This window comes from Streptacidiphilus pinicola (genome assembly GCF_003258295.1).
Taxonomy (GTDB): Bacteria; Actinomycetota; Actinomycetes; order Streptomycetales; family Streptomycetaceae; genus Streptacidiphilus; species Streptacidiphilus pinicola.
In genome coordinates, this window is the sequence record NZ_QKYN01000058.1 from 12,562 (window position 1) to 37,249 (window position 24,688).

The 24,688-nt window shown below is 72.7% G+C and carries 21 protein-coding genes and 1 pseudogene; 10 read left to right on the forward strand and 12 right to left on the reverse strand.

The window, feature by feature from the left end; translation table 11 throughout:
- The first annotated feature begins 42 nt into the window (after positions 1–42).
- The gene (locus tag DN069_RS14890; RefSeq protein WP_243639235.1) at positions 43–1,797 is read left to right on the forward strand and encodes a putative bifunctional diguanylate cyclase/phosphodiesterase; all 1,755 of its coding nucleotides are present in this window, start codon (positions 43–45) and stop codon (positions 1,795–1,797) included.
- A 120-nt stretch (positions 1,798–1,917) separates the two neighbouring features.
- On the forward strand, positions 1,918–3,300 hold the full coding sequence (locus tag DN069_RS14895) for a glycoside hydrolase family 26 protein (RefSeq protein WP_243639237.1): 1,383 nt from the start codon (positions 1,918–1,920) through the stop codon (positions 3,298–3,300).
- Here DN069_RS14895 and DN069_RS14900 read toward each other — a convergent pair.
- Positions 3,278–4,906, reverse strand: coding sequence for an APC family permease (locus tag DN069_RS14900; RefSeq protein ID WP_111501459.1), 1,629 nt, complete (start codon positions 4,904–4,906; stop codon positions 3,278–3,280). The two genes, DN069_RS14895 and DN069_RS14900, sit on opposite strands and share 23 nt — an antisense overlap.
- Before the next feature lie 363 nt (positions 4,907–5,269).
- Here DN069_RS14900 and DN069_RS14905 point away from each other — a divergent pair, with 363 nt between their 5' ends.
- From DN069_RS14905 to DN069_RS14915, 3 genes are all read left to right on the forward strand, one after another.
- On the forward strand, positions 5,270–7,006 hold the full coding sequence (locus tag DN069_RS14905) for a cholesterol oxidase substrate-binding domain-containing protein (protein ID WP_111501460.1): 1,737 nt from the start codon (positions 5,270–5,272) through the stop codon (positions 7,004–7,006).
- 28 nt (positions 7,007–7,034) lie between these two features.
- A complete protein-coding gene (locus tag DN069_RS14910; RefSeq protein WP_243639238.1) occupies positions 7,035–7,787 on the forward strand; it encodes a crotonase/enoyl-CoA hydratase family protein in 753 nt (250 codons plus the stop codon).
- 156 nt (positions 7,788–7,943) lie between these two features.
- A complete protein-coding gene (locus DN069_RS14915; RefSeq protein WP_111501462.1) occupies positions 7,944–10,310 on the forward strand; it encodes a protein kinase domain-containing protein in 2,367 nt (788 codons plus the stop codon).
- Between the two features lie 22 nt (positions 10,311–10,332).
- On the opposite strand, the gene DN069_RS14920 is transcribed toward DN069_RS14915, so the two are convergent.
- Positions 10,333–10,956, reverse strand: a complete 624-nt coding sequence (locus DN069_RS14920; RefSeq protein WP_111501463.1) for an FMN reductase — start codon at positions 10,954–10,956, stop codon at positions 10,333–10,335.
- A 19-nt stretch (positions 10,957–10,975) separates the two neighbouring features.
- Positions 10,976–12,073: an LLM class flavin-dependent oxidoreductase gene (locus DN069_RS14925; protein ID WP_111501482.1), complete on the reverse strand. Its 1,098-nt coding sequence runs from the start codon at positions 12,071–12,073 to the stop codon at positions 10,976–10,978.
- A gap of 137 nt (positions 12,074–12,210) precedes the next feature.
- Between DN069_RS14925 and DN069_RS14930 the strand changes: the two genes are divergently transcribed.
- Positions 12,211–12,951 carry a MerR family transcriptional regulator gene (locus tag DN069_RS14930; RefSeq protein ID WP_243639240.1) on the forward strand — a complete coding sequence of 247 codons (741 nt, stop codon included), beginning with the start codon at positions 12,211–12,213 and terminating at the stop codon, positions 12,949–12,951.
- A 34-nt stretch (positions 12,952–12,985) separates the two neighbouring features.
- Here DN069_RS14930 and DN069_RS41555 read toward each other — a convergent pair whose 3' ends face one another.
- Positions 12,986–13,438 (reverse strand): DUF6508 domain-containing protein, encoded by a 453-nt coding sequence (locus DN069_RS41555; protein WP_243639246.1) that lies wholly within the window; start codon positions 13,436–13,438, stop codon positions 12,986–12,988.
- Positions 13,424–13,894, reverse strand: a pseudogene (locus tag DN069_RS41560) (HD domain-containing protein); the annotation flags it as partial. The pseudogene DN069_RS41560 and the gene DN069_RS41555, both read right to left, overlap by 15 nt.
- Before the next feature lie 232 nt (positions 13,895–14,126).
- Between DN069_RS41560 and DN069_RS14940 the strand changes: the two are divergent.
- Positions 14,127–15,179, forward strand: a complete 1,053-nt coding sequence (locus DN069_RS14940; RefSeq protein ID WP_111501466.1) for an MBL fold metallo-hydrolase — start codon at positions 14,127–14,129, stop codon at positions 15,177–15,179.
- A 28-nt stretch (positions 15,180–15,207) separates the two neighbouring features.
- Here DN069_RS14940 and DN069_RS14945 read toward each other — a convergent pair whose 3' ends face one another.
- Positions 15,208–16,347, reverse strand: coding sequence for an ADP-ribosylglycohydrolase family protein (locus DN069_RS14945; RefSeq protein ID WP_243639242.1), 1,140 nt, complete (start codon positions 16,345–16,347; stop codon positions 15,208–15,210).
- A gap of 67 nt (positions 16,348–16,414) precedes the next feature.
- Positions 16,415–17,518, reverse strand: coding sequence for an ArsR/SmtB family transcription factor (locus DN069_RS14950; RefSeq protein WP_111501467.1), 1,104 nt, complete (start codon positions 17,516–17,518; stop codon positions 16,415–16,417).
- Positions 17,519–17,618: 100 nt separating this feature from the next.
- Between DN069_RS14950 and DN069_RS14955 the strand changes: the two genes are divergently transcribed.
- The gene (locus DN069_RS14955; protein WP_111501468.1) at positions 17,619–18,938 is read left to right on the forward strand and encodes an MFS transporter; all 1,320 of its coding nucleotides are present in this window, start codon (positions 17,619–17,621) and stop codon (positions 18,936–18,938) included.
- 21 nt (positions 18,939–18,959) lie between these two features.
- On the opposite strand, the gene DN069_RS14960 is transcribed toward DN069_RS14955, so the two are convergent.
- The 5 genes from DN069_RS14960 to DN069_RS14980 form a co-directional block, all read right to left on the reverse strand.
- Positions 18,960–19,682: a DUF4232 domain-containing protein gene (locus DN069_RS14960; protein ID WP_111501469.1), complete on the reverse strand. Its 723-nt coding sequence runs from the start codon at positions 19,680–19,682 to the stop codon at positions 18,960–18,962.
- A 120-nt stretch (positions 19,683–19,802) separates the two neighbouring features.
- Entirely contained in the window at positions 19,803–20,699 is an 897-nt protein-coding gene (locus DN069_RS14965; RefSeq protein WP_111501470.1) for an ABC transporter permease, read from the reverse strand.
- Positions 20,699–21,694 (reverse strand): ABC transporter ATP-binding protein, encoded by a 996-nt coding sequence (locus DN069_RS14970; protein ID WP_111501471.1) that lies wholly within the window; start codon positions 21,692–21,694, stop codon positions 20,699–20,701. Before DN069_RS14970 ends, DN069_RS14965 begins: the two co-directional genes overlap by 1 nt.
- A gap of 25 nt (positions 21,695–21,719) precedes the next feature.
- Complete coding sequence (locus tag DN069_RS14975) at positions 21,720–22,184, reverse strand: SPW repeat protein (RefSeq protein ID WP_243639244.1); 465 nt, start codon at positions 22,182–22,184, stop codon at positions 21,720–21,722.
- Positions 22,185–22,331: 147 nt separating this feature from the next.
- The gene (locus tag DN069_RS14980; protein ID WP_111501473.1) at positions 22,332–22,856 is read right to left on the reverse strand and encodes a pyridoxamine 5'-phosphate oxidase family protein; all 525 of its coding nucleotides are present in this window, start codon (positions 22,854–22,856) and stop codon (positions 22,332–22,334) included.
- 182 nt (positions 22,857–23,038) lie between these two features.
- On the opposite strand from DN069_RS14980, the gene DN069_RS14985 reads away from it, so the two are divergent.
- Both DN069_RS14985 and DN069_RS14990 read left to right on the forward strand, forming a co-directional pair.
- A complete protein-coding gene (locus DN069_RS14985) occupies positions 23,039–23,899 on the forward strand; it encodes a nucleic acid/nucleotide deaminase domain-containing protein (protein ID WP_111501474.1) in 861 nt (286 codons plus the stop codon).
- Between the two features lie 113 nt (positions 23,900–24,012).
- Entirely contained in the window at positions 24,013–24,666 is a 654-nt protein-coding gene (locus DN069_RS14990; protein WP_165845505.1) for an SUKH-4 family immunity protein, read from the forward strand.
- The last annotated feature ends 22 nt before the right edge of the window (positions 24,667–24,688 follow it).

A 24,688-nucleotide genomic window follows, 5' to 3' on the forward strand; every position in this document is an offset into this window, starting at 1 on the left:
GCCCTGGACGCCCTTGGCGCCCTGGACGCCTTAGGCGCGCCGTTGACGCTCGAAGACCTGAGCGGTCTGGACGGCCCGGTGGACCGGCGCCGTCTCGAGGAGGCGCTGCGGGCCAGCGAGAACCGCTTCCGGGCCGCCTTCGTCGACGCCGGCATCGGCATGGCGCTGGTCGACCGGGACGATGTGATCATCGAGGCCAATCCGGCCCTGGCCGAGATGCTCGGGCACACCGTGCCGGAGCTGATGCGGATGCACATCCACCAGCTGATGGACGTGGAGGAGCGCGCCCGCCACCTCTACCGCCAGCTCGTGCGCGGCGAGCGGGACCGGGTGCGGCTGGAGAAGCGGCTGCGGCACCGCCAGGGCCACGCGGTGTGGACGAACATTACCGTCTCCCTGATCCGCGATTCGACGGGCGAGCCGCTGTACACGCTCGCCATGGTGGAGGACGTCTCCGAGGCGCGCCGCCTCGGCGACCGGCTGCACTACCAGTCCATGCACGATCCGCTGACGGGGCTGCCGAACCGGGCCCTGTTCTTCGAGCGCCTGGCCGACGCCTGCGCCGAGGCCGACCAGCGGATCGGGCTCTGCTTCCTGGATCTGGACGGTTTCCAGGCGGTGAACGACACCCTCGGCCACCCGGTCGGGGACGAGCTGCTGGTCGGCGTCGCGCGGCGGCTGGAGCAGCGGTTCTCGCCACGCGGCCATCTGGTCGCGCGCGTGGGCGGGGACGAGTTCGCGGTGCTGGTGCCGCGCAGCGCGGGCGCGGAGGAGCTGACGGCGCTGGCCGCCGAGGTCGTCGAGGTCCTCGGCACGCCCTACGACCTGGCGGGCCAGCGGGTGGCGGCCACCGCCAGCGTCGGGGTGGTGGAGCGCCCCGTCTCGGGCAGCTCGCCGACGGTGCTGGTCCGGGACGCGGACGCGACGCTGTGCTGGGCCAAGTCGGACGGTCGCTCGCGCTGGGCGCTGTACGACCCGGAGCGGATCGCCACCCAGATGACGCGTCAGGTCCTCGCCACGACGATGCGGCCCGCGCTGGAACGCGGCGAGTTCCTGCTGGAGTACCAGCCGCTGGTGGAGCTGGCGACGGGCCGGCTGCAGGGTGTCGAGGCGCTGGTGCGCTGGCGGCACCCGGAGTTCGGCCGGCTCGCGCCGGATCGTTTCATCCAGATCGCCGAGGAGACCGGCGCGATCGTCCCGCTCGGGCACTGGGTGCTGGAGGAGGCCTGCCGCCAGACCCGCGCCTGGCTCGACCACTTCCCCGACGCGCAGCTGCTGGTCAGCGTCAATCTGGCGGCCCGCCAGTTCCGGGACTCCGACATGGTGGCGGACGTGGCGGAGGTCCTCGGCCACACCCGCCTGCCGTCACGGCTGCTGCAGCTCGAGCTCACCGAGAGCGCGGTGATGGGTCCGGCCGGGCGTCCGGTGCAGGCGCTGCACGCGCTGGACGCGATGGGTGTGCGCATCGCGATCGACGACTTCGGCACGGGGTACTCCAACCTGGCGTACCTCAGCCGACTGCCGGTGCACGTGCTGAAGCTGGCGAAGTCCTTCGTCGAGGGCTTCCGCTCGGAGCTGGACGGGGACGAGACGCCGCGGGAGGCGGTGGACGAGAAGATCGTCACCGCGCTGGTGCGGCTGGCGCACGTCCTCGGCATCACCGTCACCGCCGAGGGCGTCGAGAGCGCGGGCCAGGCCGAACGCCTGCGCCTGACCGGCTGCGACTCGGCCCAGGGCTGGCACTTCGGCAAGGCCGCCCCGGCCGAGGAGATCACCCGGTTGCTCGGCCGGGGGTGACCCTCCGCGGGTGCCGCAACCTGCGCCGTCGCAAGCGAATGCCTCCGAACGGGTGAGAGGTGACACCTGTTCAGCTTGCAGGCCGCGCGCTGACGGTTCATCAGTCCATAGGCTGAACGCATGTCACAGCGTCGTCTGCTCGCGGCTCTGGCTCTCGCCATGAGCGTGCTGCTGGTCGCCTTCGTGACCGGAGCGCGGCTGCTGGAGCCGGCGCCCGGTGCGGGGACGGGTCGGGTCCAGAGCGGAGACGCCTTGCTCTCCTCCGGTCCGGACACCTCCCCCTGGTCGGACCCGACCGTGCTGCCCGCCCACGCGGTGCCCTTCGGGGCGTTCGTGGGGTCCGACTTCGCCCAGGACCGGCAGACCCAGCTCGCCGTCTGGCTGCACAACGCGGACCTGCAGGTCGGTCACACCTACCTGCCGGGCAACAACTGGTCCGACATCGAGGGCGCGCCCTCGCTCCTCGGGCCGTGGGCGCAGTGGCGGCTGGCCCGGCCGGACCGGGTCTTCGTGCTGGCCGTGCCGATGCAGGCGGAGAACGAGGCGGGCATCAGCGACGACGACGTCGCGACGCTGCTGCAGCAGGCCGCGGCCGGGGCCGACGACGCGCACTACCAGACGCTCGCCCGCCGCCTGGTCGCGCTCGGCGTCCCGGACACGGTGATCACGCTCGGCTGGGAGATGAACGGCATCACCTACACCAGCCGCTGCGGGCCGGACCCGGCGGACTGGAAGGCCTACTGGCGCCGCATCGTCGAGGTGATGCGCAGCGTGCCCGGGCAGCAGTTCCGCTTCGACTTCACGCCCAACCGCGGCCCCGACGCGCACCCCTGGACGGACTGCTACCCGGGCGACAACTACACCGACGTGATCGGCACCGACAACTACGACCAGGGCCCGGGCGACGACTTCGCCGACTACGTGACGCAGCCCTACGGCCTGCTGGACCAGGTGAAGTTCGCCGCCCAGCACCACAAGCCGGTCTCCTACGCGGAGTGGGGCATGTTCCGGCACGGCGACGACCCGGCGTTCATGCGGTCCATGCTCAACTGGATCGAGACGCACGACACGCTCTACCAGACGATCACGGACTACTGCCCGCACGGCGTGCTGAACTGCGACGAGAACCCCGAGTCCAGCGCGATCTACCAGCAGATGATGTCGACTCAGCCGCCGCCGCTGCCCACGTCCTCCCCCAGCCCGTCCGGCTCCCCGTCCGCCTCGGTGTCCGGCTCGCCGTCGGCGTCGCCCTCGGCCGCCCCCGGCGGGAGCGCCAGCCCCGGGGCGAGCGCCGGTGCTTCGGCGAGCACGGTCCCGAGCCCGTCGGTGCCGGTCATGCCGCCGACGCAGGCGGGCCCGACGCCCGCGCCGAGCACGTCCTGCCACCGGCGGCGTGACGGCGACCCGTGTGCCGGCCTGCGCGGACCGGCACCGGGCGGCGGGCGGCCGCGCCCGGGTCCGCAGCCCGGCGTGACGCGGGTCAAGCTTCCGGGCCGTTCCTGACCTCGGCCGCCTCGAGCGCGTCGAGCTCCTCCACGGTCGCCGCACTCACCGGCACGTCCGGGTGGCGGAACCAGGAGCCCTGGACGGCCCACTGGATCAGCATCAGCACGAAGCCGAGCACCAGCGCGCCGACGCCGATGACCGAGACGCCGCCCACCCGGCCGATGCCCGGCAGGTCCACGGAGGTGTGCCCGTAGTCGGGCGCGGCGTACACGTCGAAGGCGGCGTAGCAGAAGAAGTACAGCAGCATCAGCCCGCCGAGCAGCGGCAGGACGCCCTTGAACCACAGGTCGCGGGCGCTGCGCCGGAGCACCCGGCGGAAGTACCAGACGCAGGCGAACCCGGTCAGCCCGTAGTAGAAGGCGATGCCGAGGCCGACCGAGGAGATCGAGTCGGTGAGCACGTTGGTGCTGATCCGGGTCAGCAGCACGTAGAAGGCGATCGAGACCAGCCCCATCGCGACCGTCGACCAGGTGGGCGTGGCGAAGCGGGGGTGCACCCGGCCGAAGTGCGAGGGGATCGCCTTGTGCAGGGCCATCGAGAAGCTGGTGCGCGCGGTCGGCAGGATCGTGGTCTGGGTCGAGGCCGCGGCCGAGGTCAGCACCATGAAGATCAGCAGCTTGGAGAGGAACCAGCCGAGTCCGGTGCTGCCGAACACCGCGTTGCCCAGACCGGAGAGCACGTCACCGGAGTTGTCCGGATTGGCCAGGCCGATGCCCTTGTCGCCGACACCGGCGAAGGCCTGGGCCGAGGTGGAGACCAGGGCGTAGATCAGCAGCAGGATGACGGTGGAGAGCACCGCCGCCCGGCCCGGGGTGCGGGTCTTGTCGGCGGTCTCCTCGTTGACCGACACGGCCGTGTCCCAGCCCCAGTAGATGAACACGGCGGAGAGGATGCCGGCGGTCAGCGCACTCGCCGTGGGCACCTGGAAGGGGTTGAACCAGGAGGCGGAGACCTTGACCGAGGTCCCGGGCGCGTGGCTGCCGTACACCTTGACCAGGGCGGTCACCGAGAGCAGCACCAGCATCGCGACCTCGATGCAGAGCAGCACGCGCTGCATCGCGGCGGAGACCTCGATGCCGATGTAGCAGATGAAGGTCATCAGGACGATCCAGACCACCCCGGCCACGGTCGTCCACAGGGTGCTCGACGCCAGTCCCCCGTGCCCGACGAGCTGGAAGCCGTAGATGCCGGCGATCTGGGCCAGATTGGCCATGACGATCACGTCGGCGACGATGATGCCCCAGCCTCCCATCCAACCGGTCCGCGGCCCGAACGCGCGGGCGGCCCAGGTGAAGGTGGTGCCGCAGTCCGGGTCGACCGTGTTCATCTCCTTGTAGGCGTAGGCGATCAGCAGCATCGGGACGAACGCGAGGATGGTGATGATCGGGGCCTGCAGCCCGACGCCGGCGACGATGAGGCCCAGGGTGGCCGCGAGGCTGTACGCAGGAGCGGTGGAGGCCAGACCGATCGCCACCGAGGAGAACAGGCCGAGGGCGTTGCCGCGCAGCCCCTTCTCACCCGGAGCGGAACCGGACACCTCCCCCGGCGCCGTCACGACCGAGGCGCCCGAAGGGCCGTCCGGAGGCGGAACGGAAGTGCTCATGGAACCCTCCATGCGGACGCGGCGCCGGGCCCGTGAGACTGTTCAGCGGGTCGCCGTAGGCGCTTTGGGTCGTTTACGGCCAATCCTCCCCCCTTGGTGCCCCAATCCGCATGACCGGCCGCATTGACTTCTTCGGCGATGCGGCCGACTCTCGGCTTCACCCATCGCCACCCGACTGTCCCGCCGTGCCCGCATCGCCGGCGTGACGCCCGCGCGGGACCGCACCGCCCGGCGCTTTCATCCACCCCTTCCTGCCGTGCGTCGGCGTGCGCCCCCGACCGGTCCGGGTCAGGACGTGTCGGTTCTTCGGTCCGCGACGCCGCGTACGGCTGTGCTCCCACCCGAGCCGACCGGAGGACAGTCATGGATCAGCACGACCGCGCGCGCCTGTCGCGTCGCGCCTTTCTGGGTGCGACCGCGGCCGGTGCCGCCCTGGGAGCCGCCTCGTGGACGCCCGCCTTCAGGGTGACCCCCGCGGAGGCGGCCACCGCGGCTCCCCCGAACTTCCCCGCCTCGATCCCCGTCTACCAGCAGGCGTTCCGCAACTGGTCCGGGGAGATCCAGCTCAACCCGACCTGGACGTGCGCGCCGACCAGCCCGAACGACGTGGTGACCATCGCCAACTGGGCCCACGCCAACGGCTGGCGGCTGCGCGCCAGGGGCATGGGCCACGGCTGGTCGCCGCTGCTGGAACCGAACGCCGCGAGCGGCAACATCGTGCTCGTCGACACCACCGCGCACCTGACCGCCGTCACCGTGAACTCCGGCAGCCCGGCCGGCGTGACCGCGCAGACCGGGGTCACCATGGAGGCCCTGCTGACCGCGTTGGAAGGCGCGGGATACGGCCTGACCAACACGCCCGCGCCCGGCGACCTCACCCTCGGCGGCGTCCTCGCCATCGACGGCCACGGCACCTCCGTCCCGGGCAGCGGCGAGTCGCCGCTCGCCGGCCACACCTACGGCTCCGTCAGCAACCTGGTCGTCTCGCTGACGGCCGTGGTCTGGGATCCGGGCAGCAGCGCGTACGTGCTGAAGACCTTCCAGCGCAGCGACCCGGACATCGGCGCCTTCCTGGTCCACCTGGGCCGGGCCTTCGTCACCGAGGCCACCCTGCGCGTGGGCGCCAACACCCGGCTGCGCTGCGTCTCCACCTACACCACGCAGGTCACCGACCTGTTCGCGCCGCCGGCGTCGGCCGGGTCCAGCTCCTTCGCGGCCCTGGTGCAGAGGAGCGGGCGGGTGGAGACGATCTGGTTCCCGTTCACGACGGTGCCGTGGCTGAAGGTCTGGTCCGTCTCCCCCGGCCAGCCGTGGACCTCGAAGTCCGTGAGCAGCCCGTTCAACTACTCCTTCTCCGACTCGGTCAGCAGCCAGGAGTCGCAGTACATCTCCGAGATCATCTCCGGGAACGTCTCGGTGACGCCGACCTTCGAGAACCTGGAGATGAGCATCGTCGGTTCCGGACTGATCACCACCGGCACCTGGGACATCTGGGGCTGGGCGAAGAACCTGCAGCTGTACGTGCGCCCGACCACGCTGCAGGTGACCGCGAACGGCTACGCGATCCTGTGCCGGCGCGCCGACATCCAGCGCGTGGTCAGCGAGTTCTACACCTACCTGAACGGGCAGTTGAACACCTACAAGGCGGCCGGCCAGTACCCGATGAACGGCCCGTGGGAGGTCCGCGTCACCGGCCTCGACAACGCCGCCGACTGCGGTGTCCCGGGCGCCGTCGAACCCCTCCTCAGCGCGCTGAGACCGAGACCCGACCAGCCGCAGTGGGACACCGCGGTCTGGATGGACCTGCTGACCGTCCCCGGCACCCCGCAGGCGCAGCAGTTCTACCGCGAGACCGAGCAGTGGGTGCTCTCCAACTACACGGGCAGCTACGCGGCGGTGCGCGCGGAGTGGTCGAAGGGCTGGGCGTACTCCGGCACCGCGTGCTGGGCCGACCCGACCGTCCTCGGCAGCACCATCCCGGCCTCCTACCGGGCCGGGCAGCCGGTCTCCGCCAACTGGGACACCGCGCTGGCCACGCTGGACCGCTACGACCCGGGGCGGGTCTTCTCCAACTCCTTCCTGGATACCCTGCTGCCCTGAGATGTCCGGTACTCCACGGGTGGTGCGGGTGAACGTGAACGCAGTACGGATCGAACGCTCCGGGCCGGTGTGGACGGTGGTCCTCTCCCGCCCGGAGCGGCGCAACGCCGTGGACGGCCCGACCGCGGACGCGCTGTACCACGCGTTCGCGGAGTTCGACGCGGACGAGTCCGCGTCGGTGGCCGTGCTGTGGGGCGAGGGCGGCTCGTTCTGCGCGGGCGCGGACCTCAAGGAGGCCGACGGCCCGCAGGGCAACACCCTCTCCCCCGACGGCCCCGGCCCGATGGGCCCGAGCCGGATGCGCCTCGGCAAGCCCGTCATCGCCGCTATCGCCGGCCACGCGGTGGCCGGAGGCCTGGAGTTGGCGCTCTGGTGCGATCTCCGGGTGGCCGCGCAGGACGCGGTCTTCGGTGTCTTCTGCCGCCGCTGGGGCGTCCCGCTGATCGACGGCGGCACGGTCCGCCTCCCGCGCCTTGTCGGCGCGGGCCGGGCCATGGACCTGATCCTGACCGGCCGTGAGGTCCCGGCGGCCGAGGCGCTCACCATCGGTCTCGCGGACCGCGTCGTCCCCGCCGGGACCGAGCGGGAGGCGGCGGAGCAGCTGGCCCACGAGATCGCGGCGCTGCCACAGACCTGCCTCCGCAACGACCGCCTCTCGGCCCTGGAGGCCGAGGGCCTCACCGAGGAGGCCGCCCTGGCGAACGAGTTCCGGCACGGGATGGCGACGCTGACGACCGAGGGCCTCCCCGGTGCGGCGGCCTTCCGCGAACGGCACCGCTGACGCGCGACCTCGCTGCCCCGGCGGCGGGACGCACCCACTCGGCGCAGGGCCCACCCCGCACGGGGGTAGTGCAACGTCCCCGTGCCCTGCGCGTGATCCAACCGTCCTAGAATCCTCGCCGGACGTAGCTACACAGACTCGACGGGGGATCCGCACATGCAGCCGCTCGAAGCTGACGATCCAGCAATCATCGGCCCCTACACGCTGGTCGCACGTCTCGGCGCCGGCGGCATGGGTCGCGTCTACCTCGCCCGCAGCGCGGGCGGCCGGACCGTCGCGGTGAAGGTGGTCCGCGCGGACCTCGCCGACAACCCCGACTTCCGCGACCGCTTCCGGCGCGAGGTCGCCGCCGCGCAGAGCGTCTCCGGCGCCTACACCGCACCCGTGGTGGACGCCGACCGGGACTCCGCGACGCCGTGGCTGGCCACCGCCTACGTGCTCGGGCCCTCCCTCAGCGAGGCGGTGTCCTCGTACGGGCCGCTGCCGGAGGCCACCGTGCGGGCACTCGGCGCGGTCCTCGCGGAGGCGCTCGGGGCGATCCACGACACGGGTCTGATCCACCGTGACCTGAAGCCGTCGAACGTGCTGCTGGCGGCCGACGGGCCGCGCGTCATCGACTTCGGCATCGCCCGCGCCCTGGACGGCGCGGGTGCCGCGCTCACCAGCACCGGCGTCGTCGTCGGCTCGCCGGGCTTCATGTCGCCGGAGCAGGCCTCGGGCAAGAAGGTGGGGCCGGAGGGCGACGTCTTCTCGCTCGGTTCGGTGCTCGCCTTCGCCGCGACCGGGCACGGCCCGTTCGGGCAGGAGTCCGCGGCGTCGCTGCTGTACCGGGTGGTACACGAGCCGGCCGACCTGGACACGGTGCCGCAGTCGCTGCGCGAGGCGATCGGCGCCTGCCTGGCGAAGGACCCGGCCGACCGGCCGACACCCGCCCAACTGCTGCAGCTGCTCGCCCCGGACGGTGCCGCGGCGCTGCTGCAGGGCGGCTGGTTGCCGGGCCAGGTCGCCTCCGGCATCGCTCAGCACGCGGCCCGCGTCATGGAGTTGGAGACCCCGGCCCCGATCGCGCGCCCGGCCGCCCCCGTCGACCCGCGCACGGGCCAGAACGCTCCGGCCCCGGAGAACGGCACCGTGGTCCTCAACGGGGCCTCCGCCGTGGACGCCGGCTCCGCCGGGGACGGCACCGTCGTCCTCGGGACCGGCGCGACCGGGGGCGCGACAGGCGCGACCCCGCCGCCCGGGCCGGTCGCTCCGCACGTCACCCCCGCCCCCGAACCGGCGCCCGCGCCCTCGCGGCGCAAGGTCCTCTACGGCGCGGTCGGCGCGGCGGCCGTCGTGGCCGCCGGTGGCGGCGTCGCGCTCGCGCTGTCCGCCGGCGGTTCCCCCAAGTCGAAGAAGAAGCAGTCCAGTTCCGACAGCGGGCCGGGCACGCCGGCGCCCCAGCCGTCCCGCGCGCCGGGTGTCGCGCCCACCCCGATCTGGACCTACCAGGCCAACCAGAAGGTGGACTCGCCGCCGGTGGTGCAGGCGAACCACCTGATGGTCGCGGACGAGAGCCTGGTGGCGCTCGACCCCCGCTCCGGCGCCAAGCAGTGGACCGGTCCCACGATCCCGACCCTCTACCAGCAGTCGCCCTTCGGCTACGGCGGCGGCTTCGTGGTGACGCTGCCGAGCAACGCGAACGAGACGATCGCGGGCTTCGACCTCGACAGCGGCGGGCAGAAGTGGGCCGTCCGGGCCCCGGACCAGTACAGCCTGCACCAACTGCTGGGCATCAACGAGCAGGCCGCCTTCGTCGTCGCCGAGAAGTACCCGCTCGACGGCAAGGGCCAGGTCGTCGTCACCGACAACCCCGAGCAGATCGTCGTCGCCGTCGACATCCACACACGCAAGCTGCTCTGGGAGCAGCAGCGCAACGTGAAGGCCGGCGACGGGCAGAACGTGCTGGGCTTCGCGAACGCGAAGTACCTGGTCTACACGAACGACGCCAACAACGTCGTGGTCCGGGACACCACGACGGGGGCGCAGCTGTGGTCGCAGGACTACGGCCTGCAGGGCTTCCCCAACCCGTCGATGCCGCTGCTCGGCGACGGCACGGTCTACCTGGACGGCAACCAGGTGTTCGGCTACGGGCTGGACAAGGGCGACAAGCGGATGTCGGCGCCCAAGCAGGGCAACCTCGGCTACAGCAACCTCGGTTACCGCAACGGGGTCGTCTACGGCACGCTGGGCCTGGGCACCCTGCTGGCCCTGGACGCGCACAACGGCAGCCAGCTGTGGACGTCGGACGTGCAGCTGAGCCTCGACTCCAGCCCGATCGTGGTCGTCCAGGACACCATCTTCTGCTCGGTCGCCACCGCGTCCGGCGGCGCCGCGCTCGGCGCCTTCGACCGCACCAACGGCCACCTGCTGTGGACCTTCACCGACGGCGGTGCCTCGGACGCCCACTGGTGGTGCGCGACGGACGGCACCCTGCTGTACACCGCGCACGACAACCACGTCTACGCCCTGCCGGCGCGCTGACCCACCCGCGCTCAGGCTGCCGTCAGGGCAGCTTGAGCGCGGCGAGCCGCTGCTCGAACGGCACGACGTCGGCGAAGGCGTCGGGCCGTCGGGTCCGCGCCGGCTGCCGGAGCAGGACGGCGGCCAACTCCTGCGCGGCGCGGTCGATGTGCTGTCCGAGCCCGTTCTGCTCCGCCGAGGCCCAGTCCTCGGACGCCGCGAAGACGGCCGTGGGGACGACGGCCGCGCGCAGGTACGCGAAGAGCGGACGCAGTGCGTGGTCGAGCGCGAGGGAGTGACGGGCGGTGCCGCCGGTCGCGCCCAGCAGGGCCGGCTTGCCGGTCAGCGCGCCCTGTTCCAGGACGTCGAAGAACGACTTGAACAGGCCGCTGTAGGAGGCGGAGAAGATCGGCGTGACCGCGATGACCGCGTCGGCGCCGGTCACGGTCTCGATCGCGTCCCGCAGCGCCTGGCCGGGGAAGCCGGTGACGAGGTTGTCCGCGATCGGGTGGGCGAGCTCGCGCAGCTCGACGTGCTCGATCCGCACCTCGCGCCCCGCCTCGGCCAGCCCCGCCCGGACGGCGTCGCTCAGCCGGTCCGCGAGCAGCCGCGTCGACGAGGGCTGACTGAGGCCCGCCGAGACGACGGCGAGGGTGATGGTGTCCACGGTGCTGTCTCCCTGGGTTCTAGGCCTGGACGGCTGCCGCGCCGGCTTCGCGCGCGGCGAGCAGCGAGGCGTGGGTGGGCGCGTCCGGGACGTCCGCCGGGCGGTTCTTGGCGAACTCGCGGCGCAGCACCGGCACGACCTCCTCGCCGAGCAGGTCGATCTGCTCCAGCACGGTCTTCAGTGGCAGCCCGGCGTGGTCGACCAGGAAGAGCTGGCGCTGGTAGTCGCCCGCGTAGTCGCGGAAGCCCAGCGTCTTCTCGATGACCTGCTCGGGCGTGCCGACGGTCAGCGGGGTCTGCGCGGTGAACTCCTCCAGCGACGGGCCGTGCCCGTAGACCGGCGCGTTGTCGAAGTAGGGGCGGAACTCGCGCACCGCGTCCTGGGAGTTGCGGCGCATGAAGACCTGGCCGCCGAGCCCGACGATGGCCTGCTCCGCGGTGCCGTGGCCGTAGTGGGCGTAGCGGGCGCGATAGAGCTCGATCATCCGCTTGGTGTGGTCCGCGGGCCAGAAGATGTTGTTGTGGAAGAAGCCGTCACCGTAGTAGGCGGCCTGCTCGGCGATCTCGGGGCTGCGGATCGAGCCGTGCCAGACGAAGGGCGGCACGTCGTCCATGGGTCGCGGCGTCGAGGTGAAGGACTGCAGCGGGGTCCGGAAGCGGCCCTCCCAGTCGACGACCTCCTCGCGCCACAGGCGGCGCAGCAGCGCGTAGTTCTCGACGGCGAGGGAGATGCCGTCGCGGATGTCCTTGCCGAACCACGGGTAGACCGGGCCGGTGTTGCCGCGGCCGAGCATCACGTCGACGCGGCCGTCGGCGAGGTGCTGCAGCATCGCGAAGTCCTCGGCGATCTTCACCGGGTCGTTGGTGGTGATCAACGTCGTCGAGGTGGAGAGGATGATCCGCTCGGTCTTCGCGGCGATCCAGCCGAGCATGGTCGTCGGGGACGACGGCACGAACGGCGGGTTGTGGTGCTCACCGGTGGCGAAGACGTCCAGGCCGACCTCTTCGGCCTTCTGCGCGATGGCCACCATCGCCTTGATCCGCTCGCGCTCGCTCGGGGTGCGACCGGTGGTGGGGTCGGGGGTGACGTCGCCGACCGTGAAGATCCCGAACTGCATCTGGCTCATCCCTCTCGCTCGTACTTGTTGAAAATTCAACCATGCTCCACAACATCGCGCCAGTCGCCGCCATTCCCGGCGGGTGTGACAGCGATACTGTTGAGCCCGTTGAGCCCGGTACGGGAGGGGAGGCACGGTTGACGGTCGAGGCGTGGTTGAACGTCGACGAGCTGGCGGCACGGGCCGGCATCACGGTCCGCACGCTGCGCTTCTACGCCGCGAAGGGTCTGCTGCCGCCACCCGAACTGGGCCCGCGCCGGGTCGGCCGCTACGGGCCCGAGCACCTGGGCCGGCTCGAACTGATCGAGGAACTGCAGCGCCAGGGCCTGACGCTGGCCGCGATTGAGCGCTACCTCGCGGAGCTCCCGGAGGACGTCGGCTCCCTGGACCTGGCGGTCCACCGCGCACTCGTCGCCTCCTGGCAGCCGGAGACCGCGGAGCGGATCACCCGCGACCAGCTGGAACGCCGCGCCGGCCGCGCCCTCACCGACGCCGACCTCCACCGCCTCGCCGCGATGGGCGCGATCCTCCCCCAACCTCCGGACGGCCCCGCCCCCGCAGAGGTGGCCGACGGCTCCTTCCCCGTCGACCCCGGCCTGCTCCCCCTCGGCCTGCGGATCCTCGACGTCCCCATCCCCCTGGAGACCCTGGTCGCCGCCCGCGCCGTGGTCCGCCTCCACAGCCGCGCCACCGCCCACGACCTCCACCGCCTCTTCCGCGACACGGTCTGGCGCCCCTTCCTCGCCTCCGACCCCGACCCCGAGGGCCTGGAACGTATGAAGGAACTCACCTCCCACATCGAACCCCTGGTCATCCAGGCCCTCGTCACCGCCTTCCAACGCTCCCTCTCCGAGGAACTGTCCGCCCCGGCGGAGTGAGGCGGCTCTGTCACTGGCGGGCGCCGGCGTCGGGCTAGGACGTGCCGGTCTCATGCCAGTGGACGAGGGCGCGGATGGTGGCGTAGAGGCGGCCGTTCATCCAGGCGGTGGCGAGGGTGCCCTCGACGAAGCGTTCGCGGCGGAGGAGGGCGGTGGCCGTGCGGATCGCGTCCGGTGGGGTGAGGGTGCCGTCCATGGCGAGGAGTGGGAGGCCGAAGGCGTTCCAGTCATAGGAGGGCGGCACCGCGCCGACCGCGTTGAGGGCCGTGGTCACCGCGGCGACGCGGGGGCCGTAGACCCAGTGGCGGTCGTTCCAGTGTGCGTCGCCCTCCTCCACCGCCCAGCCGGAGGCGAACTCGCTCAGCCGGCCCCAGGCCTCCGACGTGCCGTCGAGTGCGGCCAGCAGGGACTCGTCCGTCGGGTCGCCCTGCTCGCCGGAGCCGGTGGGCAGCGGCTCCGCCAGGTCAGGGTGGAGCAGGCGGCGCATGCGCGCGTACTTGCCCGTCAGGCGTGCGCGCAGCGCGGCGTCCGGGAGGAGGGCGAGGCGGCCCGGCGACGAGTTGCTGGCGAGGTCGGCCTCCTTGACGGTGATCGCGCCGGGGGTGGCCAGGATGCGCGCGGTGTAGTCCGGGAGGGCCTCGCCCTCGCGGCGGGTGAGCGCCAGCACGATGTCCTTGGTGCGCTGCGGCAGCGCCGCAGCGGCGAGCCACTCGGCCGTCAACGCGTCGTCCTCGACGGCGTCGTGCAGCCAGGCGGCCGCGATCTGCGCCTCGTCGCCGCCGTGCTGCGCGGTGCCGGCGGCGACCTCGGAGAGGTGCTCGGCGTAGGGGCGGCCCGCCTTGTCCACCTGCTCGGCGTGTGCGGCGCGGGCGATCTCCTCGACCTCGGCCAGGGACAGTCCCGGTGGCACGTGCTCCTCGGCCTCCGGCGTGCGCTGCGGCATGTGGTCCGGCCCCTTCCCTGTCCTGACGTCCCTGCGGTGGTCTCCGTCCGTCCAGTGTCGCGCGGCGCACGGCAGCGCGCGGCCGGGGACACGGTCCGTCAGACCACGGCTTGGATCGAACGGACCTCCGCGCAGGCCAGGACCCCCGCCGGGCCCCCTGGCGCGCCCGCCGGCCGCCTGCGCGACACTCCGCATTCGCATCCCCGGCGTGTTCATCGCACAATCTACGACCATGAGCGCCGACCGCACGGAACAAGCCACCGCCGGCACCATTCCGGCCGCCCGTGTCCCGCACCCACCGGTCCGGGGCGAGCTGCGTCCCGTCGCGGACGGCGTCCACGTCTGGCGCCCGCAGCCGAGCGTCGGCTGGGGGCTGGCCAACTGTGGTCTGCTGACCAGCCGTTCGAGCGCGGCATGGATCGACACCCCGTACGACCGGGCCCTGGCGGACCAGTTCCTCGCCCTGTCCCGGCCCCTGCTCGCCCCCGGCACGGACATCGACTGGCTGCTGGTCACCCACGGCAACGGCGACCACCTGTGGGGCTGGGAGGCCGTGCCGGACGCGCGCGTCGTCTACACCGCCGCCACCGCCACCCACATCGCCCACGAGCCGGACCCCTGCGACCTGCACCGGCTCGTTCACGACGGCGACCCGGGCACCCTTGTCGGCTGGTACCTCAACCGTCACTTCGGCCGCTACCGCTGGGCGGAGACGCGGCTGCCGCAGCCGGCGCTGACCTTCTCCGGCGAGGTGGAGATAGCCGTCGGCGACATCCCCGTGCAGCTCACGCAGCTGCCGCCCGCCCACACCACCGGTGACCTGCTCGCCTACCTGCCGCGCCAGCGCGTCTGCTTCAGCGGCGACATCGTCTTCGCGGCGACGGACGACGAGCCCGGCGACCACCCCGTCCACTGGGCCGGGCCGCTGGAGAACGTCATCGACGGCTGCGACCGCGTCCTGGCCACCGGCGCGACCGTCGTCGTCCCGGGCCACGGACCGGTGCTGGGCCGGGAGGGCGTGCTCGCCCACCGCGACTACCTGTGCCACCTGCGCGACCACGTCCACGACCTGCACGGCGCGGGCCTCACCGCGCAGGACGCCGCCCGCAGGATCGCCGCCGAGAACCACCACCCGGCCCTCCACCTGCGCGAGCGCCTGTCGATCACGGTCGCCCTGCAGTACCGGCACCTGGACGCGAGCCCGCCGCGGCCCATGCTGGAGCAGATGCACGCGCTCGCCCAACTGGCGTGGGAGCTCGAGCATCCCGGCGTCCCCACACCGTAGTCCCGGGCACCGGCTCGCCCGCGCCGCGCTACGGCGTGGGCGGCGGGGTGCGCGCGATCAGGTCGCCTGCGACCCGGAGCAGGGTGGTGCGGCCCTCGATCTGGTCGAGCCAGTCCGAGGGCAGGGCGGCGGCGCCGTAGGCCGCGCCGAGCAGGTTGCCGCAGACCGCGCCCGTGGAGTCGCTGTCGCCGGAGTGGGTGACCGAGAGCGTCAGCGCCCGTCGCGGGCCGACGACGGCTGCGGCGACAAGGGCGTGGACGGCGATCGCGAGGCACTCCTCGGCGATCCAGCCCAGCCCCACGCGCTCCACGGCGTCGAAGCCGGGCTGCTCCTCGTCCGCGAGGCGGACCGCGCGCTCCAGCGCCGCCACCGTCTCCGCACCGCCGGCCGACGCCGCCGTCTGCGCGATCGTCGCGGCGACGGCCGCGCGCGGCTCGGCGCCCGCCACCAGCCGGTCCACCAGCGCGGCGAACGCACCGGCGGCGACGTAGCCCGTGGGATGGCCGTGCGTCAGCTGGGCGCAGTCCGACGCGAGTTGGAAGGACCGCTCGGGGCCCAGCCCGAGCAGGCCGAACGGCGCCGAGCGCATCACCGTGCCGCAGCCCTTGGAGTCGGAGTTGACCGGGCCGCGCTCACCGGTCGGGACCGGCACGGACGCGGGCGGCGCGGCGTGCGCCTCCAGCCCGGACAGGCACGCGTTGCCCGGAGCGCGCGAGGCGTAGAGCCAGGCCTCGGCCATCAGGCCGGTCTCGTCCGGCTTCGGCGCGGCCTCGCACTGCGTGCGCAGCCAGCGCCGGTAGGCGGCGTGGACCGAGGTCAGGACCGCCTCCGGCGTGAGCTGCCCGGCTTGGAGCAGGCCCTCCGCGGTGAAGAGGGTCATCTGCGTGTCGTCGGTGACCTCGGCGGGTCGGCCCGGCGTGGCCGCCAGCGTGCGCACGCCCTCGGGTCCGTGTCGGTCGAGGATCCGCTCCAGGCGCTGGAACTCCACCGGCCAGCCGAGGGCGTCGCCCAGCGCGCCGCCGAGCAGGCAGCCGCGGACCCGGTCCACGCGCGCCACGGGCTCGGCCGCCCCGGCGGGGGGCCTACCGCTGGCCGCCTCGGCCGCGGGTCCGGTCGGATCGGTCCGGCCCGCCGGCACGGCCTGCTCCACCGGCTCCGCCCAACCCACCGGACCCGCCCAACCCGACTGACGCGCCGGACCGGCGGGACCCGCCGAACCAACCGAACCCGTCTGCTCAACCGAACCCGTCTGCTCCGTCGGCCACGTCGACCCCGTCGTCATGCCGTTCCCCCGTCGTCCACGTCATCCCCGTGGCAAGCACCTCGCCCGCCTCGGTGCGACGGTAGACCACGCGGCGCCCCACGCGCGTGCCGACGACGAGTTCCGCGTCGCGCAGCACCGCGAGGTGGCCGCCGACGGTGCCGAGCGAGACGTCCAGCTCCGCCGCGAGCTCGCTGCTGGTGGCCGGCCGCTCCAGCGTCCGCAGGATGGCGGCGCGGCCGGTGCCGAGAAGTCGTCCCAGCGCGCGGTCGCGGCGGTCGCGGTGCTCCAGGCCGGCGCGCCCGTCCCGGTCCGGGTCGCCGCCGGCGTGGGCGCGGGAGTCGGACGGGTCGGCACCGGACCCGCGGGCCGGGTAGACCAGCGCGTACGGGCGGCCGGGCGCCTCACAGAGCCAGCTGCCGCGTGCACCCGTGTAGGGCACGAACAGCATGCCGTCCGGGCCGACGACCCGGTCGGGGCCGGGGCGGTCGCTGAAGCGGATCGCGTCGGCGCCGGTCCAGGCGGTGCGGCGGGCCATCCGCTCCAGCGCGCGCGGCCAGCCGTACGCGGCGAGCAGGCCGGCCCGGTAGGTGACGTCCCGTTCCAGGGCGATCCGGCGGCGTGGCCAGTCGGCGGCGAGGTGCGCGTCCCAGGTGCGGCGGAACAGCTCGGCGGTGCGCGCGGCGAAGTTCCGTCCGGTGAGCCAGGAATCGACGTCGTGCTCCTCCCAGCTGGCCGCGACGGCGAGCCGGACACTGGCGACGACGTCCTCGTCGGGGACCTCGCACATCAGCGCGAGCTCGTCGTTCAGGCGGGTGTGCATGCCGCCCGTGGGCGGCAGGCTGACCTGGTCGGGCAGGTACTTGGTGGAGCTGGTCAGCCGGACCAGCCCCTCGGCGAAGGGGTCGGCGGCGAGGGCCGCGCGCAGCGCGGCGTGATGGCGCGCGTGCCAGGGAGCGAGCCACGGATCGACGCACGGGCGGGACAGCGCCTTCAGCGCCCCGAGGGTCTCCGCGGCGGGCGACAGCGCGAACCGTGAGCGCGAGAGCGCGAGCGAGTCCAGCCGGAGCAGCACCATCGCCCGCGCGCCTCCTCCCTGTCCGTCCTGCTCGCGCCGGAACTTTCGGCAGTGGGCGAAACACTAGTGCCGGCCCGCAGGGCCGTGCAGCCTCTGGACGGTGTCCACTCCTCCCCTCCCGGCCGCCCCGCGGCGGTTCTCACCGCTGCGGCAGGCGGGCTTCCGCTGGTTCTTCACCGGCCAGACCGTCTCCCTCCTCGGCAGCGCGATGGCGCCGGTGGCGCTCGCCTTCGCCGTGCTCGACGCCTCGGGCCGCGCGGGCGACCTCGGCATCGTGCTGGCCGTGCGCATGCTGCCGCTGCTCGGTTTCCTGCTGATCGGCGGCGCGGTCGCCGACCGGCTGCCGCGACGGGTCGTGCTCGTCGTCTCCAACCTCGGCGCGGCCCTCACCCAGGGCGCCGTGGCCGCGCTGCTGCTCAGCGGCCACTACTCGCTCGGCGCGATCGCGGGGCTGGAGTTCCTCAACGGCCTGCTGTCGGCGTTCACCACGCCCGCGCTGCGCGGCCTGCTGCCGGAGCTCGTCGCCACCGACCAGCTCCAGCGCGCGAACGCGCTGCTCGGGACGGTGCGCAACGGCTGCAAGGTGATCGGCCCCAGCGTCGCCGGAGTCCTCGTGGTGGCGACCGGCGGCGGCGCGGCGATCGCGCTCGACGCCTTCAGCTACCTCGTCGCCGCCGCCTGCCTGCTCCGCCTCCCGGCGGGCTCCGGCCCCGCCTCCCCCGGCGGCGGCCGCCACCTCGTTCGCGACCTGCGGGAGGGCTGGAGCGCGTTCCGCGCGACGTCCTGGATCTGGCCTGTCACGCTCGCGTTCTGCGGAGTCAACCTGGCGCAGACCGGCACCTGGCAGATCCTGGGCCCGGAACTCACCGCGCGCTCGGGTTCGGCGGCCACCTGGGGTCTGCTGCTCAGCGTGCGCGGCGCGGGGATGCTGCTGATGAGCACGGTGCTCTACCGGCTCACCATCAGCAGACTTCTGGCGTTCGGCCAACTGTGCAGTGCGCTCTTCGCGTTGCCGCTGCTGGCCCTGGGCGCCCGACTGCCGGTCCCCTGGCTGCTCGTCACCGGCTTCGTGGCGGGGCTCGGCTCGTCCGCCTCCTCGATCGGCTGGGACACCTCGCTGCAGGAGCACGTGCCGCAGCGCCTGCTCTCCCGGGTCGCCGCCTACGACGACCTCTTCTCCTACATCGCCATCCCGGTCGGCCAGTTGGCGGTCGGCCCGACGGCGGCGGCCTTCGGCCCGGAGACGACGGCCACGGTCGCCGGCCTCAGCGCCATGGCCTTCGCCCTCCTCCCCCTCAGCCTGCGCTCGGTCCGCCGACTCCCCCACGCCGCTGCGCCTGTACCGCCAACTCCCGTGCCGGTTCAGGCGACTCCGACACCACCCGCGGCCCGTGACGCGCCTCAGCCGGACCGCCGGTGACCGTCGCGGGAGGCGCAGGGTTCAGCTCTGGTTGCCCGTGCTGCCCGGGACGACCGGGTGGATCTGGAAGGTGCAGGCGTTCGGCTCGAGGGAGGCGATGCGGGTCGAGGTGCGGGTTCCGGGCGGGGTGACCAGGACGCCGTGGTAGGTCGGGCAGGAGGTGGCGTTGCCCTCGGGCACGTCCGTCCACTCCAGGCGGGCGGAGGCGCGGCCGTGGGCGGGCACGGTGACGGTCGGCATGGTCGTCGCGCCCTGCGCGAGGCCGCCGGTGAAGCCGTTGAGGGTGCGGGTGGCCTGGACGGCCTGGTGGCCGGCGGAGTCGAGGCCGGCCACGCCCGGGTAACCGTGGAGCGTGCAGGCGGTGCCGCTGACGTTGGTGAAGTACAGCACGACCGTCTCGTGCCCGGTCGCGGCGTCACCTCCGCCGTCGCCGACGGTGATCTGCGACCCGGTGCAGGCTGCGGCCCCGGCCCCGCCTCCCGTGGACCCCGTGCTGCCGCCCGTGCCACCCGTACCGCCGGTGGTGGACCCGCCGGTGGACCCGCCCGTCGTCGAGCCGGTGGTGCCTCCGGTGCCCGTCGAACCGGTGGTGCCGGTCGAACCGCCCGACGCGGCGGGCGCGGAGGCCGTGGACGACCCGGAGGCGGGCGCCCCGGCCACGGGGCTGCCGGAGCCGCCGCAGGCGGAGACAGTGAGGCAGAGGGCCGAGGCCGCGAGGATTCCGATCACGGATATGCGCTTCATGCCCAGTGGGACGGCCCCCGTCCCACCCGGGGTTGCGCCCCGATCGTCACAGGCCCGTCCCGGCCGCGCCACCGAAGCGTCTCGCGTCCGACCAGCCACGACGGGGCTCCCTCCGCAGGCTCACGACAGCACGCGGCGACGGAAGTTGCGCAGCCCGACGCCGAGGAAGAGGGCCAGGAACCCGATCAGCACCGGGTAGACGGCCACCAGCGGCATGTGGGAGGCGTCGGTCAGCCCGGCGCGCATGCCCTCGGCGATGTAGATCAGCGGGTTGACCAGGACGAGGACCTGCAGCCAGTGGAAGCCGCCGACGCTGACCGCGCCCAGCCGGGTCCACTGGTAGTAGGTGCCGCCCAGGAAGACGAGCGGCAGCACGACGAAGCCGAACATCAGGCCGATGTTGCGCGGCTCGAAGGTGGTGCCGAGCACCAGCCCGAGCGAGGTCATCGCCACGCAGGCCAGCGGGATCAGCGTGACCACGATCCACCAGTGCACGGTGAGCTGCGCGTGGACACCCGGTGCGTGCACCACCGCCGCGATCGGGAAGACGATCAGCGCGGAGATCAGCGCCTGGGTGGCGCCGGAGAGCACGCGGGCGACCGCCACCAGCCAGATCGGGCACGGCGCCTGGACGCGGTCCTCGATCTCCCGGGTGTAGCCGAACTCCTGGGAGAGCTGGATGGCCACGGACTGGATGCCCTGGAACATGATCGAGATCGCGACCACGCCCGGCACCAGCACGGTCGCGAACGCCGACTCCCCCACCCGGCCGCCGGCCCCGCCGACGCCCTGGCCGATCGTCGGGAAGACGTAGAGGAAGACGAAGACCAGCAGCAGCGGCTGCATCACCGTCCGGCCGACGAACTCCCCGAAGTTCTTGCGCAGCACGGTGAGGTCACGCCGGATCAGCGCGCGCAGCGCGGCGCGGCTCGCCGTGCCGGTCGAGCGCGGAGGTCGGATCTCCGCGAGCGTGGGCGGGTCGGTGCTCGTCGACGACGACAGGGGCTCGGCGTTCATCAGTCCCGCAGCTCCTTTCCCGTCAGGCGGATGAAGACCGTCTCGAGGGTCGTCTCCGCCACGGACAGGTCCGCGACCCGGAACCCGCCGGACTCGGCGGCCTCCAGCACCCGTGGCAGCAGCCGGTCGCCGCCGTTGACCTGCAGCTCCACCCGGCCGTCGGTGACCCGCGTCCGCACCACGCCGGGCACGGCCCGCGCGAGCAGCGCGGCCAGGGCGTCGCCCGCTCCGTCCGCGCCCGCGTCGCCCGCAGCGCCCGTTGAGGGTCCGGCGAGCTGGACCGTCACCTGGGCGTCCGCCTCGATGCCGCGCTTGAGCGCCGTGGGGGTGTCCAGGGCCAGGATCCGGCCGTGGTCGATGATGGCGACCCGGTCGCAGAGCCGGTCCGCCTCCTCCATGTTGTGGGTGGTGAGCAGGATCGTCTGCCGCTCGGCGACCAGCTCGGACAGCACCTCCCACAGCGCGAGCCGGCTCTGGGGGTCGAGCCCCGCCGTCGGCTCGTCCAGGAAGAGCACCGCCGGCCGGTGCAGGATCGCGCGGGCGACCATGAGCCGTTGCGCGAGCCCGCCGGAGAGCACGTGCACGGAGTCGTCCGCGTGGCCGGTGAGGTGGAAGCGGGACAGCAGTTCGTCCGCCGCCGCCCTGGCCCGGCTCGAGGGCATCCCGAACAGCAGACCGTGGAAGAACAGGTTCTCCCGCACGGTGAGCGCCCGGTCGAGGGTGTTCTGCTGGGTCACCACCGCGATGAGCTGCTTGACCAGCGTCGGCCGGGCGACCACGTCGATCCCGCCGACCAGCGCCGTTCCGGCCGTCGGGATGACCCGGGTGGTCAGCATGCCGACAGTGGTGGTCTTGCCCGCGCCGTTCGGCCCGAGCAGCCCGAAGAGCTCGCCGCGGTGGACGGCCAGGTCCAGGCCGTCCACCGCGGGAACGGACGAGCGCGGGTAGACCTTGGTCAGCCCCGTCGTGCTGATCACGGTCTGCGCTGCGGTCATGCCTTCGGGATCCCGAATCGGCGGCCTACCCGCCGGTGCCCGGCGAGCGGGTGGACTGGCGCACCATGCCGATGGCCGCGAGGCCGAGCATGCAGCAGACGGCGCCGATCAGCACGTTGTTCCAGATCAGTCCGCGGGTCGCCGTGTGGCCCACGGTCACGACCCACGGGGAGATGACCATCCAGACACCGATCACCGAGATGATGCCGCTCATCCGGTACATCCGCTCCGGCGCGAGGGCGAGGCCCAGGCCGATCGCGACCAGGGCCAGGCCGATGATCAGGTTGTTCGCCCGGAGTTCGGGGCTGCTGGTGCTGAAGTGCACCACCCAGGGCGAGATCGCCGCGTAGAGGCCGGCGAGCAGCACCAGGCCGTCGATCGCGGACACGCCACGGCGCGCCTCGATGCGCGCGTAGCGCTCGCGCATCTCCGCGAGATCCGGGTGTCCCGCCATCTCCGCATGGCGGGGGCGATGGAAGAGGTCAGCCACGGCATTCGCCTTCTTCGAAGACTCGTGACGACGGGCTCCGGGGCAACCGACCCCGAAGTCCCTTATGCCACTTTTATCCCCCTTCGGCTCAGCCACGTCAACGCCAGAAGCACATCAACGCCGCGCGCGTCCGCGCCGGAACAGGTCTCAGCCGTCGAACCGCCAACGCGCCGCGCCGTACGGCTCGGCGGTCGCGACGCCGAAGACCGTGGCCACCCGCATCCGGTACAGGTGCCACGGCGGCGGCCCGGCGCTCGGGGCGTTGAACGGCGCGGTGAACGCGTCCCCCTCGACCTCGGCGGGCCAGCCCGCCTCCCAGTAGATCGCCGCCAGCCGCATGAGCGTGTCCGGGTCGGTCACCCGCGCCGCCTCGCCCTCGGCGACGACGTCGATCCCGCCGAGCCGCACGGAGAACGTGCAGTTCGGGTTCTGGGCGAGATTGCGCGCCTTGCGCGCGCCGGGGCTGCTGGTGAAGTACACGCCGCCGTCGAGCCACACGGCCCCGACGCCCGCCGAGCTCGGCCGCCCGTCGGGGCGGACCGTCCCCAGGAACGACGGGACGGACGGACTCGGCATGGAGGTGGCGAGCGCCTCCTCCGCCCTGGACCACGGAAGCACCGGATGGTCGTAACGGTCGAGGTTGGTCACCTCGACGGGTTCCCTGCCGGCCATCGTCGACCACCCTTCGACAAGCGCGTCGCGAGAAGTGTGCGGAGTCGACTTCCACCCTCTCACCGGAGCGGTGATCGGGCTCCTCGGCGGTCACGGCGCGGCGGCACATCACCCGGAAGGACCGTCGTCTTGGTAGCGTTCCGTGACGCGACGTCAAAGTACGTGGTTTACGGGGGGCGTACATGAGCAAGATGAGCGAAGCGGTCGGCGAGGCCGCACAGAAGACCGAGCAGGCGCTGGCGAAGGACTTCTCCCCGGGGCTGCACGACTTCCTCAAGGACACCGAGCACAAGACCGGTCAAGTCGCGGAGAACGCCGCCAAGACGGAGTCCGAGCACGTCCGCACCCTCGAGGAGCTCCGGGGGCGGATGCACGACAAGGAGACCCCCGTCTACCGGCTGCGGGACGACCGCGTCGTGGAGCGGCTCACCGCGGACGGGCCGAGGGCGCTGACGCAGGAGGACCGCGATCGCCTCGGGCTCCAACTCGACAAGAAGGACCGGGTACGCAAGCGTCCGAAGGGCGACAAGAGCCCGTACAACCTGCCGGACAAGGGCAAGGACGAGGAACGACCCCTGCTGGACCACTCGACCCAGGTCCCGTTGGGCAGCACCGATCTCGCCGAGGCCACGCAGCTGGCCCGGCACGAGGACAAGAGTTACGGCAACTACAGCAAGGACGGCTTCACGCTCAACAACTACGCGGCCGTGCGCTACGGGAAGAAGGGCGACGCGGACAGCTTCATCCTGGTCGGCCGCAGCCGGAGCCCTGTCCACTCCGAACGAATACTCGGCATACCCTTCAAACAGGCGGGCACAGAAGGGGGACTGACCGAGCTGTACACCGAGCGGGCACCGTGCAGTACCGGCGTGAACTGCAGCGCCTGGATGCGCCACTTCCTGCCGTCGAGCGTCGCGGTCAGCCACAGCGTGGAATACGGCGCCAGCGACGCGTCCCAGAAGGCCGGGAACGCCATCATGGAGCACTACGTGAACCGCCTCTGGCCGAAGGCTCCCCGCAAGGGCTACGTCGGGGCCGGCTGAGCCCTCGCCCACGGCCGGCCACCCCACGCCGACCGCGCTGACCGACCCGCCCGCTACCGTGGACCATGCCTGCGACGACTGCGGGCCGATCGACCGACCGGAGGAACATCACCATGTCCCAACCGCTGCCGACCCCACGTGTCGACCGCGCGACGATGGCCGACGTCTTCGGCGAGGACGACCTGGACACGGTGGCGGAGGAGGCGGCCGAGCAGATCTCGCACGCGCCCACCCGTGTCTTCCTGACCACCGTCGGACTGCCCGACCAGGAGGACACGCAGGGCTGGTTCCACCGCGTGGAGGACCTGACCGAGGAGGTCGAGGACAAGGGCTGGCCGGGGCTCGGGGAGAAGTACCCGGAGGTCGCCGACGACTTCCACTTCGACGAGTGGGTCACCCTCGGAGAGATTCCCTACGACTCGATCAACGTGGACGCGTCCACCGGCGTCGTCTACGCCACCTCGGACGACGGCGGCGAGCCCTACCTCCTCAACACCAGCCTGGAGGTCTTCGCCTACCTGATCTGCGTGACCGAGGCCGAGCGCCCGTTCTACGAGGGGCCCGAAGAGGACTTCGAGGAGCCCGGCTACGAGGAGCAGGTGGAGGCGCGGCTGGAGCGCCTCTACGGCATGCCGTACGAGCAGGTCGGCCCGACCGCTGCGGACCGACTCCGCGCGACGATCGAGCGCACGGACCCGGTGGCCCTGGCCCGCCCCGACTCGATCTGGCACCAGGTGGTGCGGCACATCACCGGGGGCCTCCACTAGGGCCTGTCCGGGCCGACCGAAC

What these genes read in the sequence shown, in the direction of transcription:
- DN069_RS14900 (WP_111501459.1), bottom strand. Translation starts at nt 4,906, where the DNA reads ATGAGCACTTCCGTTCCGCCTCCGGACGGCCCTTCGGGCGCCTCGGTC.
- DN069_RS14990 (WP_165845505.1), top strand. Translation starts at nt 24,013, where the DNA reads ATGTCCCAACCGCTGCCGACCCCACGTGTCGACCGCGCGACGATGGCC.
- DN069_RS14950 (WP_111501467.1), bottom strand. Translation starts at nt 17,518, where the DNA reads ATGGTGCTGCTCCGGCTGGACTCGCTCGCGCTCTCGCGCTCACGGTTC.
- DN069_RS14985 (WP_111501474.1), top strand. Translation starts at nt 23,039, where the DNA reads ATGAGCAAGATGAGCGAAGCGGTCGGCGAGGCCGCACAGAAGACCGAG.
- DN069_RS14970 (WP_111501471.1), bottom strand. Translation starts at nt 21,694, where the DNA reads ATGACCGCAGCGCAGACCGTGATCAGCACGACGGGGCTGACCAAGGTC.
- DN069_RS14960 (WP_111501469.1), bottom strand. Translation starts at nt 19,682, where the DNA reads ATGAAGCGCATATCCGTGATCGGAATCCTCGCGGCCTCGGCCCTCTGC.
- DN069_RS14905 (WP_111501460.1), top strand. Translation starts at nt 5,270, where the DNA reads ATGGATCAGCACGACCGCGCGCGCCTGTCGCGTCGCGCCTTTCTGGGT.
- DN069_RS14965 (WP_111501470.1), bottom strand. Translation starts at nt 20,699, where the DNA reads ATGAACGCCGAGCCCCTGTCGTCGTCGACGAGCACCGACCCGCCCACG.
- DN069_RS14895 (WP_243639237.1), top strand. Translation starts at nt 1,918, where the DNA reads ATGTCACAGCGTCGTCTGCTCGCGGCTCTGGCTCTCGCCATGAGCGTG.
- DN069_RS41555 (WP_243639246.1), bottom strand. Translation starts at nt 13,438, where the DNA reads ATGCGCCGCCTGCTCCACCCTGACCTGGCGGAGCCGCTGCCCACCGGC.
- DN069_RS14915 (WP_111501462.1), top strand. Translation starts at nt 7,944, where the DNA reads ATGCAGCCGCTCGAAGCTGACGATCCAGCAATCATCGGCCCCTACACG.
- DN069_RS14940 (WP_111501466.1), top strand. Translation starts at nt 14,127, where the DNA reads ATGAGCGCCGACCGCACGGAACAAGCCACCGCCGGCACCATTCCGGCC.
- DN069_RS14980 (WP_111501473.1), bottom strand. Translation starts at nt 22,856, where the DNA reads ATGGCCGGCAGGGAACCCGTCGAGGTGACCAACCTCGACCGTTACGAC.
- DN069_RS14925 (WP_111501482.1), bottom strand. Translation starts at nt 12,073, where the DNA reads ATGCAGTTCGGGATCTTCACGGTCGGCGACGTCACCCCCGACCCCACC.